The following is a 16,041-nucleotide window of genomic DNA, read 5'->3' on the forward strand; positions in this document are numbered from 1 at the left end:
CACCGATCCCCTGTGGGAGCGGCTATAGCCGCTCCCACAAAATGCGGGGCCCGTCGTGACTTGCCGCAGTCCGGTAAAATCCACGGTTTCCGCTATCTTCGGACCCGCCATGCAAGCAGATTCGATCCGCGCCGTCGTCACCGGCGGTGTCTCCGGCCTCGGCCTCGCCGTCGCCACCCGCATCGTCGCCGACGGCGGCAAGGTCGCCCTGTTCGACGTCAACGACGACAAGGGCGCGGCCGCGATCACATCGCTTGGCGAGGCCAATGCGCGCTACTTCAGCACCGACGTCACCAGCGAAGACGCCGTGGTCGCAAACGTCGATGCGGCCAAGGCGTTCCTCGGCGGCCTGAACATGGTCGTCAACTGCGCCGGCATCCTCGGTGCCGGCCGCGTGCTCGGCCGCGACGGGGCGATGCCGCTGGGCCGCTTCCAGTCGACGGTGATGGTCAACCTGGTCGGCAGCTTCAACGTCGCCAAGGCCGGCGCCGCGCTGATGCAGCACAACGATGCCGGCGAGGACGGCGAGCGCGGCGTGATCATCAACACCGCCTCAGTCGCGGCCTACGAAGGCCAGGTCGGCCAGGCCGCGTACTCGGCGTCGAAGGGCGGCGTGGTCGGCATGACCCTGCCGATGGCGCGCGAGCTCGCCCGCTTCGGCATCCGCGTCAACACCATCGCCCCGGGCATCTTCTGGACGCCGATGATGGAAGGCATGCCCGAAGAGGTGCAGCAGTCGCTGTCGGCCTCGATCCCGTTCCCCTCGCGCTTGGGCCGCCCGGAAGAATTCGCCGACGTGGTCGCGTACCTCGCCCGCAACCGCTACATCAACGGCGAGACCATCCGCCTCGACGGCGCCGTGCGCCTCGCACCCCGATAAGGATCCGGCAATGAAGGCTTACGACGTCAAGAAGGGCAACGTGGTCGAGCACAACGGCACCGTCTACCAGGTGCGCGACATCGACCGCAGCTCGCCGCAGGGCCGCGGCGGCAACGTTCGCTTCCGCTTCACCATGTACAGCGTGCCCGGCGGCAACAAGACCGACGCCTCGTTCGACGGCGACGACGAGTTGAAGGAAGTCGAGCTGCTGCGCCGCCAGGCCAGCTTCTCGTACAGGGACGGCGAGGCCTTCGTGTTCATGGACGACGAAGACTTCACGCCCTACACCCTCGACCCCGACGTGGTCGGCGACGACGCGGGCTACATCAGCGACGGACTCGGCGGCTGCTTCGTGCAGATCATCGACGACATGCCGATCGCCGTGCAGCTGCCGCAGACGGTGGCGCTGGAAGTCGTTGAAACCCCGCCCGAGCTCAAGGGCGGCACTGCGACCAAGCGCCCGAAGCCGGCGCGGCTGTCGACCGGGCTGGAAATCCAGGTGCCCGAGTACATCGCCAACGGCGAGCGCGTGCTGGTCAACACCACCAGCGGCGAGTTCTCCGGCCGCGCCGACTGAGCGCCGCCGCTCTCACCTGTACGCCAAGGCAAAGCGAAGACACAAGCGGCTTTTACAGGAGCGGCTATAGCCGCTCCCACAGGTGGAGGGCGTGGACTGGCCGGGTCGCAGCTATAGCTGCTCCTACAGGTCGAGGCCGCCTTCGGCCTGGTGAAGCTCGCGCAGATGCGCGCCGAGTGCGGCGACGTTGGCTTCGGTCTGTTCCAGTGATTCGCGCGCCGTGGGCGGCAACCAATCGCGTGCGGCCGCGTGCAGGCGCGTGTCCAGGTCACGCAGGCGGGCGGCGCGTTCTCCGGCACTGTCGCGAGCCTGCTCGCGCTCCGCAGCCTGCGGCAGGCCGTAGCCCGGGAGCGACAGCAGTCCCGCGGGGCTTGCGAGCACGCCGCCCTCGCGCAGCGCCTCGGTCAGCAGGGGCAGCATTTCTCCCGCACCTGCACTCGCACTCGCACGTGCACTTGCATCCGCGTCCACACCCGCCTCCGTGGCGCCGGCCGCACGCTGGCTTCCGGCCTGGAACATGCGACGCTTGAGCGCATCACGCGCGCCCTGCTCCTCGCGCCGCAGCGCGGCTTCCTCCAGGAGCAAGAGCGCCGCCGAGACACGCATGTCGCCCCGCTGTAACCACCGCGCACGTTGCGCAGGATCGGTGCGCAGCCAGCCCTCCACGTTGGCCTCCTCCAGCCCCAGACCTTCGCGCGCGGTGTCGTACAACGCCTGGTAGTGCGCACTCCAGGGTTCGAAGCGATACCCCAGCCTGCGCGCCTCACCGGGATCGGCCGGCACTTGCGCGTCATCCACCAGGCCCTCGCGGCGCAGCCGCCGCAGCAGGCCCTTGGGCGTGATGCTGTCGAGGTCCGCCGCGGCCGCGCGCGGCAGGCCGTCATGCAGCAGCTTCCACGTTTCGACTGCGCAGTTGTTGCCCACGAAGCGATACCGCCCGTCATAGCTCCAGTGCACGCGTGCCGCGCGCTCGAGCAGTGCGGTGATCTCGTCGGCGGACAGGCGCAACGGGATCGAATCCAGCGGCCGCAGCTCCACGCGCGTGTACTCGTCCACCACCTGCTGCAGCGGCAGCACGAACAGCCGCGACGGATAGCCACCCGTCAGCCCCCGCCAGCTCGACAGCTGCAGATCGTCGACGAACGCCCGGAACGACAGCACCCGATGATGCTCGAGATCCAGGCGACAGTCCGGCCCTGGCGTCCTGCCCGGCGCACAGACCACCAGGCGCAGCATCGTGTGCCCCCAGCGGCTCATCATCGCCTCGCCGTTGCCGGCCAGCAGGTAGTCCACCGCCACCACGCGCGCCGGATCGAGCTCCAGCAACGGCTCCGCGTCCGCATCGGCCAGCGCGCCCGCATCGACGTAGGGCAGCGTGGCCGCGCAGTCCTGCCTCTCAGGCGCCCACTCGAAATGCGCAGCGAAATGCGCGTGCAACGCCGGCCGCCGACAGGCGTAGCCGGGATCGAGCAGGAAGTATTCGAGGTTCACCGCCACGAATTCCGCCGGCGAGTGCAGCTCGTAGGCATCCGGACTGCGCTCACCGAAGGCATTGGCCGCACTGCGCCCCGGCCACAGCGGACGCACCTGCCAGCCCGCCAGATCAAGCAGCCTCGGATCCCGTGACAGCCCCTGCTCCCGGTCCCAGTCGTGTGCAAGCTCGTGCACGAGCGCCGCCACGGCCGCGCGCGGCACGACATCGCTGCCCTTTCCCCCGACAGTGGCCTGTTCATCGACCCAGTCCCGGGCGATCAGCATGTCGTCGGGCAGCCTGCTGTCAGGCGGAATGCTGTCGACCAGCAAGCCGTCAAGCAGCGCCCGCGACAGCGCGATGCGGTCGCCCCGGATCCGCCCGTGCACATCCACCGGCAGGTCATCGCGCCAGGACAGCCGCAGCGCACGCTCGCGCGCACGCCAACGCGGCGGCAGCAGCCCCAGCACCTCGACCACCAGCATCTCCGTGGCGGCAGCCTCCGACACCGACAGCGCCGACACCGGCTCGATCCCGAGCCCAGCCGCGTGCTGCCTCGTGCCTTCCAACTGCACGTCCACCGGCTGCGCCACTGCCGGCTCCAAGCTCACCGACTGCGCGTACACGGGCATTGCCACCAGCAACAGCAAACCCGCTGCCACCAGCGCGGCTGCGGCTTCGACGAGACGTCGCGTCATGTGGAAAGCGCAGCTACAGCTGCTCCTGCAAAGGCAGGGGAAGCGATCCGGGCTGTTGCTTCCCAGCGGCCCGCGGGAAGGCGCCGCAAGGCGGGTTGGGGGGTGCGCAGTGGGCATAAAGGCCCGCGAAGCGGGACAGCCCACGGAGTACCCACCGACCCGCCGTACCGCGCGGCTTCGGCGAGACGTCGCGTCATGTGGGAATCGCAGCTATAGCTGCTCCTACAAAGGCAGACCACAAAGGCAGGGGCGATGTTGGAGGCAGGGGCGATGCCGGCTGTTGCCTTCCGGCGGCCCGCGGGAAGGCGCTGCAAGGCGGGTTGGGGGGTGCGCAGTGGGCATAAAGGCCCGCGCAGCGGGGCAGCCCACGGAGTACCCACCGACCCGCCGTACCGCGCGCCTTTGGCGAGACGTCGCGTCATGTGGGAATCGCAGCTATAGCTGCTCCCACAAAGGCGGACCACAAAGACAGGGGCGATGCTGGATGCAGGGGCGATGCCGGCTGTTGCTTTCCAGCGGGCCGCCAAATCAACGCGCCAGAATCGCCCGCGCCAGCTCGAGATCTCCGGCCGCCCGCGCCTCGACCGAATGCTCGCGCAGATGGCGCAATGCCGCCTCCAGCCGCGCCCCGCGGATCCGCCCATCACTGGCGACGAAGCCCGCCGCATCCTCGCGCGCCTGCAGCACGACCTTGTCGTTGCCCGAAGTCGACCCGGACGAAGCCCCACTGGACGCAGAGCCAGCACCCGCCGACGTACCGGCGAAACTGGACCCGTGGACGGGAGCGGCGATGGCGAGCGCGAACGCGCAGGCAAGTGCGATACGGATCATGCGTGGTTACCTGGATGGGGGATCGAAAAGTTTTCCGGGGTTGAGGATACCTGCCGGGTCAAGTGCTGCACGCAGCGCACGCATCACCGCGATCTCCGCCGTGCTGCGCGTGGAACCCAGGTACGACTTCTTGACCAGGCCGATACCGTGTTCCGCCGAGATGGTGCCCTCGTGGCGCTGAACCAACCCTGCCAGATGCGCGGTGACATCGCCGCAGCGCGCGACGAACGTGTCCTGGTCCAGAGCGGCCGGCTTCAGCACGTTGATATGCAGGTTGCCATCGCCGATGTGCCCGAACCAGACGACCTCGAACTCCGGATACTCCGCCGCCAGCAGCCCCCGTGCCTCGTCCAGGAAGGCCGGCATCGCCGACACCCGCACCGCGACGTCGTTCTTGTAGGGCACGAAGGGCGCCAGCGCCTCGGTGATGCCCTCGCGCAGGCGCCACAGCTGCGCTGCCTGCGCCTGCGACTGCGCGACCACGCCATCCTCCACCCAGCCCTGCTCCGCACAGTGCGCGAACGCCTCGAGCAACTGCGCGTCATCCGGCCCCGTGGCCGCCGCATCCAGCACCACGTAATACGGATACCCGCGCTCGAACGGCACCTGCGCCCCGTGCGCTGCCACGTGCCGCAGCGCCACGTCGGTGAAGAACTCGAACGCCTCCAGCGCCAGCCGCCCGCGCAGCGCCTGGAACACCTGCAGCAGCACCTCGAACGAGGGCAGCGCCAGCAGCAGCGTGGCCACCGGCGGCGGCGGCGGCGCAAGCTTCAGCGTGGCCTCGACCACCACGCCGAGCGTGCCTTCCGAGGCGATCGCCAGGTGCCGCAGGTCGTAGCCGCTGGAGTTCTTGACCAGCCCGCGGTTGAGATCGAGCAGCTCGCCGCCGGCAGTGACCAGCTTCAGCCCCGCCACCCACTCGCGGGTGTTGCCGTAGCGCAGCACGCGGATGCCGCCGGCATTGGTGGCAATGTTGCCGCCGATGGTGCAGGAGCCGCGCGCGGCGAAGTCGACCGGGTACTGCAGGCCATGTTCGCGCGCGGCCTCCTGCACGGCCTCCAGCGCCGCGCCGGCCTCGACGGTGAGCGTGCGATCGACCGGGTCGAAGGCCAGCACCCGGCGCATGCGCTCAAGACTCAGCACCAGCTCGCCGCTGGCCGCGACCGCACCACCGGACAGGCCCGTGCGGCCGCCCGAGGGCACCACCGCCACGCCTTCCGCGCTGGCCCATCGCAGCACGGCCTGCACCTGTCCGACATCGCCGGGCAGCGCAATCGCCAAAGGTGCCGGCGTCCAGCGCCGCGTCCAGTCGCGTCCGTAGTGCAGCAGTTCGTCGGGCGCGGTGAGCACCCGCAAGCCGGGCACCGCCATGCGCAGGGATTCGAGTTTCGCGTCGCTCATCGCAAACCGCCCGGGTAGGAACTGCAGCCTGCCAGCGGGACCGGCCAGCGTCCAGCGCTGCAGTGCAGCATGGCCCTGCCGCTGGCACACTGAGGGCCCGCCCACGGCCTGCTGCCCCCGATGAAGACCTCCTATCCCCGCAAGGACATCCGCGTGCTGCTGCTGGAGGGCCTGAGCCCGAGCGCAGTGGCCGCGTTCCGCGACGCCGGCTATTCCGACATCGAAACCCACGCCGGCTCGCTGCCAGAGGCGATGCTGCGCGAGCGCATCCGCGAGGCGCACATCGTCGGCATCCGCTCGCGCACGCAGCTGAGCGCCGATGTGCTGGGCGAAGCGCGGCGGCTGATGGCGGTGGGCTGCTTCTGCATCGGCACCAACCAGGTGGACCTGGAGGCCGCCGCCCGCCAGGGCGTGCCGGTGTTCAACGCGCCCTACTCCAACACCCGAAGCGTGGCCGAGCTGGTGCTGGCCGAAGTCATCATGCTGATGCGCGGCGTGCCCGCGCGCCACGCCGCCTGCCTGCGCGGCGGCTGGCTGAAGTCGGCCACCGGCAGCCACGAGGTGCGCGGCAAGACGCTTGGCATCATCGGCTACGGCCACATCGGCACCCAGGTGGGCCTGCTGGCCGAGGGCCTGGGGATGCGGGTGCTGTTCCACGACGTCGAAGCCAAGCTGTCGCTGGGCAACGCGCGCGCCGCCGCCGGCCTGGACGACCTGTTCGCGCGCGCCGACGTGGTCACCCTGCACGTGCCCGAGACCGCGGCCACGCGGATGATGATCGGCGCCACCGAGCTTGCGGCGATGAAGCCCGGCGTGCACCTGGTCAACGCGTCGCGCGGCACCGTGGTCGACATCGACGCGCTGGCCGCGGCGCTTGAAAGCGGGCACGTGGGCGGCGCCGCGGTCGATGTGTTCCCGGTCGAGCCCAAGGGCAACGACGAGGCCTTCCAATCCCCGCTGACCCGCTTCGACAACGTGCTGCTGACCCCGCACGTCGGCGGCAGCACCCTGGAGGCGCAGGACAACATCGGCCTGGAGGTCGCGGCCAAGCTGGTGCGCTACAGCGACAACGGCAGCACGCTGTCGGCGGTCAACTTCCCCGAAGTCACCCTGCCGGGCCATGAGGGCAGCCAGCGCATCCTGCACATCCACCGCAACGTGCCGGGCGTGCTGTCGCAGGTGAACGAAGTGTTTTCGCAGGCCGGGCTCAACATCGACGGCCAATACCTGCGCACCGATGCCAACGTCGGCTACGTGGTGATCGACGTCGCGGCGACGCCCGAGCAGGCCCGGGCGCTGCGCGCCCAGCTGGCCGAAGTCACCGGCACGCTGCGCACGCGGATCCTCTACTAGCCTGAAGGAGCGGCCGCGGCGGTGACCGCGCCAAAAGCTTTCTTGCCACGGGCGCAACCTTCTACGGAGATGTGCACGCAAGCCATTTGCGCGCCATCCGGCGCAGCGAAGGGTCCATCGTTTCGTCGGCGGCGATCACTTCAACCTCCAGCCAGGCCAGCGCGTGTGATTCCTCGCTGACCACGAAGTCTTCATGGCTTCCGGCGCGCACCACGTAGCGGACATCGTGGTGCCAGTGTCCTGGGACCTCCTTGCGCTCGGGGATCCAGTGGCGATCCAGGTCGAAGATGCCGCCTTCGATCCGCAGGCCCTGCAGTCCGCTCTCCTCGCCGGCCTCGCGCAGCGCCACCCGCGCCAGGTCGACGTCGCCGTCGGCATGGCCGCCGGGCTGCAGCCAGCGGTCGAGCTTGCGGTGGTGCGTGAGCAGCGCGCGCCGGCCATCGGCGCTGACCAGCCAGGCGGAGGCGGTGAAATGGCCGTCGAGCCGGTCGCGCACGAAGGGATCGCCGAGGTCGCGCAGCAATTCGATGAACAGGCGCGCCTCGCCCGCTTCGCCGGGGCAGGCCGCGGCGTGGATCATGAATGCGGATTCGAGCGAAGCCAGTGCCTGGTGCGTCATTCTGCACACCGCATCCGCGGCGCCATGGGAAGAAGCGGCACCCATTATGGGCTCCCGCGAATCGTTCGCGCCCCATCCCCACCGGCCGGCCCGGCCGAAGCATTCGCGCTGCACTGCCGCTTGTGTGTGCGCAAGCGCTTTGGCAAGGTACGGCGGCTACGGCGCGCTGCGCCTCCATAGCGGCACGGCTCCCGGGGATGCCGTTCCGGCAACAACCAACGAGGGGAGAAGCTGCGCATGCTGAAAGGGCTCATGAGGGTCAAGCCGGTCGAGGCCGCGCCACACGTCGATGCGGGTGAACCGGTCGAAGGCAGCCTCGATGGCGAGGCCACCCTCAAACGGACCCTGACCGCGCGCCACCTGATCCTGCTTGGCGTGGGCGCGGTGATCGGCGCCGGCATCTTCGTGCTGACCGGCCAGGCCGCCGCCAACCATGCCGGCCCGGCCATCATGCTCAGCTTCATGCTTGCCGGCTTCGCCTGCGCACTGGCCGGCCTGTGCTACGCCGAATTCTCGGCGATGATGCCGGTCTCCGGCAGCGCCTACTCCTACTCCTACGCCACGCTTGGCGAATTCACCGCCTGGTTCATCGGCTGGTGCCTGGTGCTTGAATACCTGTTCGCATCCGCGACGGTCGCGGTCGGCTGGTCCGGCTATCTCGTGAGCTTCCTGACCACCACCCTGGGGCTGCCGTTCCCGGCGGAGCTCGCCACGGCACCCATCACCTGGGCCGACGGCGGGTTCGTGCGCACTGCAGGCGTCATCAACCTGCCCGCGGTCATGATCGTCGCCGCGGTCACCGGCCTGTGCTACGTCGGCATGACCCAGTCGGCGTTCGTGAACGCGATCGTGGTCGCGATCAAGGTCACGGTCATCGCCGCCTTCCTGGCCTTCGGATTCCAGTACATCAACCCCGCCAACTTCACGCCGTTCATTCCGGAGAACGTCGGGCCGGGCCAGTTCGGCATGGATGGCGTGTTCCGCGCCGCGACCATCGTATTCTTCGCCTACATCGGCTTCGACGCCGTCTCCACCGCGGCGGGCGAAGCCAAGAACCCGCAGCGCGACATGCCCATCGGCATCCTCGGCTCGCTGGTGATCTGCACCGTGATCTACATCGCCGTGTGCGCGGTGCTGGTGGGCATGGCGCCCTACGCGGAACTCGGCACCAGCAAGCCGGTGGCGACCGCGCTGGAGCTCGCCATGCGCGACAACCCCGGCGCCAACCTGGGATGGCTCAAGACCGCGGTCGAGATCGGTGCCATCGCCGGCCTGTCGTCGGTGATCCTGGTGATGCTGATGGCGCAGCCGCGCATCTTCTATTCGATGGCACGCGACGGCCTGTTGCCCAAGGTGCTCGGCAAGGTGCATCCGAAGTTCCACACCCCGTACGTCGGCACGATCCTCGTCGGCATCGTCGCCAGCCTGCTGGCCGGCTTCATGCCGCTCAGCGTGCTTGGCGAGCTGGTGTCCATGGGCACGCTGATCGCGTTCGCCACCGTGTGCCTGGGCGTGCTGGTGCTGCGCTACACGCGCCCCGACCTGCATCGTCCGTTCCGGGTGCCGCTGTTCTGGCTGGTCTGCCCGCTGGGCGTGGTCGCCTGCCTGTTCCTGTTCATGCAGTCGTTCATGGAGCACTGGAAGATCTTCGTGCTGTGGACGGTCATCGGCCAGGTGATCTATTTCGGCTACGGCTACCGCAACAGCAAGCTCAACAAGGCCTGAGGCCGCACGGGAACAAGGCAGATGACGACCGAGCGTCCACACGGCTCCGCCCCACGCGAGCCCAGCCTGCTGCAGGCACTCACTCCGCTGCTGTTCCTGGTGGCGGCGCTGGTTTGCGCGGTCTACCTGTACGCCGACGACGCGTCCTACGGCGCCAACCAGGTCGCGCTGATGCTGGCCAGCGGCGTAGCCGCGATCGTCGGGCTGCGCAACGGCATCGCATGGGACGACATCCAGGGCAGCCTGGTCCACGGCGTGGCGCTGGCGGTGGTGCCTATCTTCATCCTGCTCTCGGTGGGCGCGCTGATCGGCACCTGGATCCTGAGCGGCACGGTGCCGACGCTGATCGTCTACGGCATGCACCTGATGCATCCGGCGTACTTCTACCCGGCCGCGTGCCTGATCTGCGCCATCGTCGCGCTCGCGATCGGCAGTTCGTGGACGGTCGCAGGCACCCTCGGCGTGGCCCTGATCGGCGTGGCCCAGGGCATGGACATGTCGCTGCCGATCACGGCCGGCGCGATCATCTCCGGCGCCTACTTCGGCGACAAGATGTCGCCGATCTCCGATACCACGATCATCGCGCCGGCCGCGGCCGGTGCCGAGCTGTTCGCGCACATCCGCCACCTGACCTGGACCACGATCCCCAGCCTGGCCGTGGCCCTGGTGCTGTTCACCGTGATCGGCCTGGCTGGCGGCAGCGGCGGCGGCACGGGCGAGGCCGGCTTCGGCAACCTGCCGGAGCTGCTGGGCGCCCACTTCACGCTTGGCTGGTACCTGCTGATCCCGATGGTGGTGGTGTTCGCGCTGGCGGTGCTGCGCTTCCCGGCCTACCCCACGATCATGGTCGGCGCGCTGCTGGGCGGCGTGTTCGCTTTGATCTTCCAGCCCGGCCTCACTGTGGCGCTGGCCGACAACGCGGAGATCTCGCGGCCGATGGCGCTGCTGTCGGGCGCGTGGAAGGCGATGTTCGAAGGCTACAAGGCCGCCACCGGCAACCCGGCCGTCGACGACCTGCTGACCCGCGGCGGCATGGTCAGCATGCTCAACACCGTGTGGCTGATCGTCTCCGCGCTGGGCTTTGGCGCGGTGATGGAGCGCACCGGCCTGCTTGAACGCATGATCCGCAGCGTGGTGGGCGCGGCCAAGTCGACCGGTTCGCTGATCGCCGCGACCATCGCCACCGCCTTCGGCACGAACATCGTGGCCGCCGACCAGTACATGGCCATCGTGCTGCCGGGCCGCCTGTACCAGCCGGAATACCGCCGCCGCGGCCTGGCACCGGAAAACCTGTCGCGGGCGCTGGAGGACGGCGGCACCATCACCTCGCCGCTGGTGCCCTGGAATACCTGCGGCGCCTACATGGCGGCCACGCTCGGCGTCGCCACGCTGGACTACCTGCCCTACGCCTTCTTCAACCTCGTGGGGCCGCTGATCGCGCTCGGCATGGCCTACGCGGGCTTCAAGATCCTGCCGCTGAAGGACGCCCCTGTCGCCGCGGCAGCGGCGGCTCCTGAGCCGCGGGCGGCAGGTTCCTGAAAAGCAGAAGAGCTTTTTGCCACGGATTTACGCGGATGAACGCGGATAGAGCAAAAAGCATTCTTTGCCACGGATCACGCGGATAAAAGCAGATGAAAAGCGGGTTGGATGTTGCGATGACCTATCTGCTCTTATCCGCGTAATCCGGCAAAAAAGCTCTTGATTCTGGACTTTCAGCATTGATTGGCTCTTCGCTCCAGCTCGTTGCTCTGGCTTGATCCGCGTTCATCCGCGTAAATCCGTGGCAAAAATGCTCTTCCAACCCACATCCCCGCCTGACAGTGTCATGCCAGCGGCCATCGCGGCGAGTGGGCCAACGTCGCCCGGCAGCGCTAAACTCGCGGGATGAACGATGCCCTGCCCTATGACAGCCACCGGCTGCGCGAGCTTGCCGGCGAGCTCATCGTCAACGTGCGTGAGCTGGCCGCGCTCGGCTGGACGCCGGCGACCAGCAGCAACTTCTCGCACCGGCTGGACGAGCGCCATGCCGCGATCACCGTGTCCGGCCGCGACAAGGGCAAGCTGTGCGAGGGCGACATCATGGTCGTCGACATGGATGGGCAAGCCGTGGGCAGTGACCACCGTCCGTCCGCCGAGACCCTGCTGCACACGCAGATCTACGCCCGCTTCCCGGAAGTCGGCTGCGTACTGCATACCCATTCGCGCGCGCAGACCATCGCATCCCGGCTGTATGCCGGCGTCGGCCACGTGCGCCTGGAGGGCTACGAACTGCTCAAGGCCTTCCGCGGAAACGCCACCCACGAAGCTGCGATCGACGTGCCGGTGCTGCCCAACTCGCAGGACATGCCGACGCTCGCCGCCCAGGTGGATGCCCTGCTCGACCGCGGCCCGATGTGGGGCTACCTGATCGATGGCCACGGCCTGTACGCCTGGGGCCGCGACATGGCCGAGGCGCGCCGCCATCTGGAAGCCTTCGAATTCCTGCTCGGCTGCGAGCTTGAGCTGCGCCGGCTGACCGCCGGCCACTGACTGGAGACCCCGCCATGAGCCGCCTGCGCATCTTCGCCGACGACGCCCCCGGCGCCGCCCTGCTCGACACCTCCGACGGTGACGCCATCGCCCGCGAACTCGGCGCCATCGGCGTCACCTTCGAACGCTGGCAGGCCAACCGGCCGATCGCCGCCGGCGCGTCGCAGGACGAGGTCCTGGCCGCCTACCGCGAGGACATCGACCGCATCAGCGCCGAGCGCGGCTTCACCACGGTCGACGTGATCAGCATCGCGCCGGACAACCCGAAGCGCGAGCAGATGCGCGCGACCTTCCTCGACGAACACTTCCACAAGGAAGACGAAGTCCGCCTGTTCGTCGCCGGCTCCGGCCTGTTCACCCTGCACGTGGACAAGCGCGTGTACGAGATCGAGTGCGTCAAGGACGACCTGATCGCCGTCCCCGACGGCACCACGCACTGGTTCGACATGGGTCCGGACCCCGAATTCGTCGCCATCCGCTTCTTCCAGCAGCCCGACGGCTGGGTCGGCCATTTCACCGGTACCGACATCGCACAGAAATTCCCGCGCTACGAGAAAGGCGCTCGCTGAAAGCCAAGAAGCTTTTTTGCCACGGATTTACGCGGATGAACGCGGATAAGGCGAAAAAGCATTCTTTGCCACGGATTACGCGGATCACGCGGATAAAGGCAGATAGGACATTGCCACATGAAACCATTTTCCATCTGCTCCTATCCGCGTGATCCGTGGCAAAAAGCTCTTCCTCCAATCTTCAACACCGCACGGTTCCCGACGCTCGCGGCTTTGGCTTGATCCGCGTCCATCCGCGTAAATCCGTGGCAAAAAATGGCTCTCCATGAAACCGACAATCCTCACCGACATCGAAGGCACCGCCGGCAGCATCTCGTTCGTGCGCGACGTGCTGTTTCCCTACGCTCGCCGCGAGCTGCCGCGCTTCGTTCGCGAGCATGGCAAGGACCCCGAGGTGCGGCGCTGGCTGGACCAGGTGGCGACCGAACACGGCGCAATGTGCGATGACGCGATGATTGTCGAGGTGCTGCAGGGCTGGATCGACGAGGACCGCAAGCACACCGCGCTCAAGGCGCTGCAGGGGCTGATGTGGAGCGGCGGCTACCGCAATGCCGACTTCACCGCGCATGTGTATCCGGACGCGGTCGACGCGCTGCAGGGCTGGCACGCAGCGGGCCATCCGCTGGCGGTGTATTCCTCGGGTTCGGTGCCGGCGCAGCACCTGTTCTTCGGCCACTCCGACGCCGGCGACCTGCGCCCGCTGTTCTCGGCATTCTTCGACACTGCGGTCGGCGGCAAGCGCGAGGCCGCAAGCTACGCGAACATCGCCGGCGAACTGGGCCGCCAGGCCCGCGACATCGTGTTCCTGTCCGATGTCGTCGAGGAACTGGACGCTGCGCGCGAAGCAGGCCTGCGCACCGTGCTGGTCGACCGCCGCGAGGACTACCCCGACGCGCGCACCGGTGAAGCCGCCAACGGCCACCCGCGCGCGGAATCCTTCGCCGACGTCGACGCCGCCTGAGCCATCAGCGCGGGCGCCAACCCGGCAGCCCGCGGCGGCCCGGCGCTCAGCCCCGCTCCCGCGGCAGCGGCCGCGGCCGGTCCACCGGCGGATGCAGGGGCACCATCAGCCGCTGCATGAAGAACTGGGTCACCGGACCGACGCCGAGCGCGAACACGATGGTGCCGACGCCGAAGACGCCACCCAGCAGCACGCCGGCGGCCAGCACCGCAAGCTCGATGAGGGTGCGCACCAGGCGGATCGAACGGCCGCTGCGGCGCGCCAGCCCGGTCATCAGGCCGTCGCGCGGGCCGGGCCCGAGCTGCGCACCGATATAGAGGCCGGTCGCGAACGCGCATACCAGCACTCCGGCGAGCATCAACAGGCAGCGCGGCAGCAGGCCGTCCGGGGTCGCGATCAGCCGCAGGTTGAGGTCCGCGAACGGCCCGACCAGGAGCGCGTTGGCCACGGTGCCCAGTCCCGGCATCTGCCGCAGCGGGATCCACGCCAGCAGCACCACGACCGACGTCAGGATCATGACCACGCCGAATGACATCGGCAGGTGCAGCGCCGCACCCTGGTGGAACACGTCCCAGGGCGCCGCGCCGAGCGCGCCCCGGATCATCAGCGCGACGGAAAGGCCATACAGCCACAGGCCGACCGCGAGCCGCAGCAGGCGCTCGGGCATCTTTCCGGCCCTGAGCTGATCAAGCGGGCCGAGATTGGCCGGCCCGGCCGGAAGAGGTCGCTTGTTGGGCATGCGATCGACTCAGCCGGCGTCCAGGCGGTACCCGGTGCCGGCGCGCTGCTCGCCCTGCCAGCGGTCGAAGGCGCGGACCTCGATGCGATGCTCGCCCGGCGCAAGGTCGGTCGGCAGCGCACCGCGCCAGAGGTGCACGGACGGCTCGGCTTCGGGCGAGCGGTCACGGCCGCGCAGCGCGGGCGCGGCATCGTCGCGTGCGTTCTCGGCCATGAGCCAGGGGTCGGGCCGTTCCACGCGCACCATCGCACGCCATTCGCCCCCGTCCACCCGGTACTCCACGCGCGTGTCCGCCTCGCCCATGTAGACGTTGGCGTACACGGCCCACGCCGGGTACGCGCCCTGCCGCAGCACGCGCGGCGCGTGCAGGTGCATGGCCTGCGTGCGCGCCGGGTCATCGGCCGCGAGACGCGCCGGATGCCATGACAGGCGGTAACCGCCGTCGGCATCGACCTCCAGCAGGGCGTGGCCGTTGGGCGTGCCGTCGGCCATGGTCGCGTCGGGGATGCCTTCGGCATCAGGTGCGCCCGACCAGAACGCGCCGCTGGCGGCACCGACGTTGAACTCGTGCAAGGGCGTTGATCCGTGCCAGCCTTCGGCGACGCCGTGGCGATGGTGGCGCTGCGTATGGCGATGGCCGCTGAGCACCAGCAGCTTCGGGAACGGACGCAGCAGGGCGAACAGGCGCTCGCGGTCGGCGCTGCGGAAGGTCTCCGCGCGCCCGGGGGCAGCGGTATCGAACAGCGGGATGTGCACGCCAAGCACCAGCAGGCGATCCTTCGGCACGCTCGGCAGCCAGGCTTCGAGGAACGCGAACTGGTCTTCGCGCAGGCCGCCGACATAGCCCGGCCGCTCGCCCGGCAGCTGTACCACGTCATCAAGCACGACGAAGCTCGCGGCGCCCTCTTCCCAGGCGAACGTGTCGGGGCCGTAGCTGGCGCGGAACGCCGACAGCGAGGCGTCGTCGCCCAGCGCATCCGGATCGATGTCGTGGTTGCCAGGCACGTGCAGCCACGGCACGCCCAGGCGCGTGGTCACTGCGTTGATCCCCGGGTACAGATCGACCACGTCGTCGACGATGTCGCCGAGGCTGATGCCGAAGTCGGCGCCATGCGCATCGCCACCCAGCAGCGGCGCGACGATATCGCGCGCGTAATAGTCGATGTCGGCGACCGACTTCACCTGCGGATCCGCGAACAGCAGTACGGACAGCGCGTCATCACCCATGCCGGTGTCGCGCAGCAGCGCGAAATCGCCCCGCTGCACGCCGAGCCCGGCCTGCGGCGCAAGCCAGGCCGCGGGCAGCCCGTCCGTGCGCAGCGGCATGCGCCAGCCCGCGGGCTTGACCACGAACACCGGCGCGCCGTCTTCCGCATCCAGGCGGTAGCGGCCTTCGCCATCGGTCCGCGCCAACGACCTGCCATCGGACACGATGACCCCCGCGATGCCCGCTTCGCCCGGGGCGGCGATACCGTCCCCATCGCGATCATCGAAAACCTGCCCCTGCCATTGCGCCGCGCCGGCAACTCCGGTGGCCAAAAGCAGCAGCATCGCGGCAAGGCATCGGATCCTTTGCATCAACACACCCGGCGGATTGAGATGGCCCATTATGCCGTCGTCCCCCGTTTACCCTGCGAGGTCCTGCAGGCATATGATTGGCCTGCGATGCTTTCCGTTGCAGTCATGGA

At 68.8% G+C, this 16,041-nt stretch carries 14 protein-coding genes; 8 read left to right on the forward strand and 6 right to left on the reverse strand.

Annotated elements, in window-relative coordinates; genetic code table 11:
- The first annotated feature begins 109 nt into the window (after window positions 1-109).
- Both ACW7GZ_RS05820 and yeiP read left to right on the forward strand, forming a co-directional pair.
- Entirely contained in the window at window positions 110-880 is a 771-nt protein-coding gene (locus ACW7GZ_RS05820) for an SDR family oxidoreductase (RefSeq protein WP_457008337.1), read from the forward strand.
- 10 nt (window positions 881-890) lie between these two features.
- Window positions 891-1,457, forward strand: coding sequence for an elongation factor P-like protein YeiP (gene yeiP, locus ACW7GZ_RS05825; RefSeq protein ID WP_343254090.1), 567 nt, complete (start codon window positions 891-893; stop codon window positions 1,455-1,457).
- A 123-nt stretch (window positions 1,458-1,580) separates the two neighbouring features.
- On the opposite strand, the gene ACW7GZ_RS05830 is transcribed toward yeiP, so the two are convergent.
- The 3 genes from ACW7GZ_RS05830 to ACW7GZ_RS05840 all read right to left on the reverse strand — a co-directional run bounded on the left by ACW7GZ_RS05830 (window position 1,581) and on the right by ACW7GZ_RS05840 (window position 5,858).
- Entirely contained in the window at window positions 1,581-3,626 is a 2,046-nt protein-coding gene (locus ACW7GZ_RS05830; protein ID WP_457008339.1) for a DUF7844 domain-containing protein, read from the reverse strand.
- Window positions 3,627-4,154: 528 nt separating this feature from the next.
- A complete protein-coding gene (locus ACW7GZ_RS05835; RefSeq protein WP_457003301.1) occupies window positions 4,155-4,457 on the reverse strand; it encodes a DUF2388 domain-containing protein in 303 nt (100 codons plus the stop codon).
- Window positions 4,458-4,463: 6 nt separating this feature from the next.
- Window positions 4,464-5,858, reverse strand: a complete 1,395-nt coding sequence (locus tag ACW7GZ_RS05840) for an FAD-binding oxidoreductase (RefSeq protein WP_457008341.1) — start codon at window positions 5,856-5,858, stop codon at window positions 4,464-4,466.
- Between the two features lie 111 nt (window positions 5,859-5,969).
- Here ACW7GZ_RS05840 and serA point away from each other — a divergent pair, with 111 nt between their 5' ends.
- Window positions 5,970-7,211: a phosphoglycerate dehydrogenase gene (serA, locus tag ACW7GZ_RS05845; RefSeq protein WP_457003972.1), complete on the forward strand. Its 1,242-nt coding sequence runs from the start codon at window positions 5,970-5,972 to the stop codon at window positions 7,209-7,211.
- A gap of 61 nt (window positions 7,212-7,272) precedes the next feature.
- On the opposite strand, the gene ACW7GZ_RS05850 is transcribed toward serA, so the two are convergent.
- Window positions 7,273-7,830 (reverse strand): NUDIX hydrolase, encoded by a 558-nt coding sequence (locus ACW7GZ_RS05850; RefSeq protein ID WP_457003299.1) that lies wholly within the window; start codon window positions 7,828-7,830, stop codon window positions 7,273-7,275.
- Between the two features lie 237 nt (window positions 7,831-8,067).
- Between ACW7GZ_RS05850 and ACW7GZ_RS05855 the strand changes: the two genes are divergently transcribed.
- The 5 genes from ACW7GZ_RS05855 (at window position 8,068) to mtnC (ending at window position 13,614) form a co-directional block, all read left to right on the forward strand.
- Window positions 8,068-9,555, forward strand: a complete 1,488-nt coding sequence (locus ACW7GZ_RS05855; RefSeq protein ID WP_457003298.1) for an amino acid permease — start codon at window positions 8,068-8,070, stop codon at window positions 9,553-9,555.
- Between the two features lie 21 nt (window positions 9,556-9,576).
- Window positions 9,577-11,094 (forward strand): Na+/H+ antiporter NhaC, encoded by a 1,518-nt coding sequence (nhaC, locus tag ACW7GZ_RS05860; protein ID WP_457008343.1) that lies wholly within the window; start codon window positions 9,577-9,579, stop codon window positions 11,092-11,094.
- Between the two features lie 345 nt (window positions 11,095-11,439).
- The gene (locus ACW7GZ_RS05865; RefSeq protein WP_457008345.1) at window positions 11,440-12,084 is read left to right on the forward strand and encodes a methylthioribulose 1-phosphate dehydratase; all 645 of its coding nucleotides are present in this window, start codon (window positions 11,440-11,442) and stop codon (window positions 12,082-12,084) included.
- A gap of 14 nt (window positions 12,085-12,098) precedes the next feature.
- Window positions 12,099-12,653 (forward strand): 1,2-dihydroxy-3-keto-5-methylthiopentene dioxygenase, encoded by a 555-nt coding sequence (locus ACW7GZ_RS05870; RefSeq protein ID WP_457003294.1) that lies wholly within the window; start codon window positions 12,099-12,101, stop codon window positions 12,651-12,653.
- A 265-nt stretch (window positions 12,654-12,918) separates the two neighbouring features.
- Window positions 12,919-13,614, forward strand: coding sequence for an acireductone synthase (mtnC, locus tag ACW7GZ_RS05875; protein WP_457003293.1), 696 nt, complete (start codon window positions 12,919-12,921; stop codon window positions 13,612-13,614).
- Between the two features lie 46 nt (window positions 13,615-13,660).
- Here the strand turns inward: mtnC and yczE are convergent, their stop codons facing one another.
- Together yczE and ACW7GZ_RS05885 are read right to left on the reverse strand one after the other, a co-directional pair.
- Window positions 13,661-14,281, reverse strand: a complete 621-nt coding sequence (gene yczE / locus ACW7GZ_RS05880; RefSeq protein ID WP_457008346.1) for a membrane protein YczE — start codon at window positions 14,279-14,281, stop codon at window positions 13,661-13,663.
- Window positions 14,282-14,362: 81 nt separating this feature from the next.
- Complete coding sequence (locus tag ACW7GZ_RS05885; RefSeq protein WP_457008348.1) at window positions 14,363-15,931, reverse strand: calcineurin-like phosphoesterase C-terminal domain-containing protein; 1,569 nt, start codon at window positions 15,929-15,931, stop codon at window positions 14,363-14,365.
- Window positions 15,932-16,041 lie beyond the last annotated feature (110 nt).

The sequence above is a fragment of the Luteimonas sp. A537 genome, from assembly GCF_054052065.1.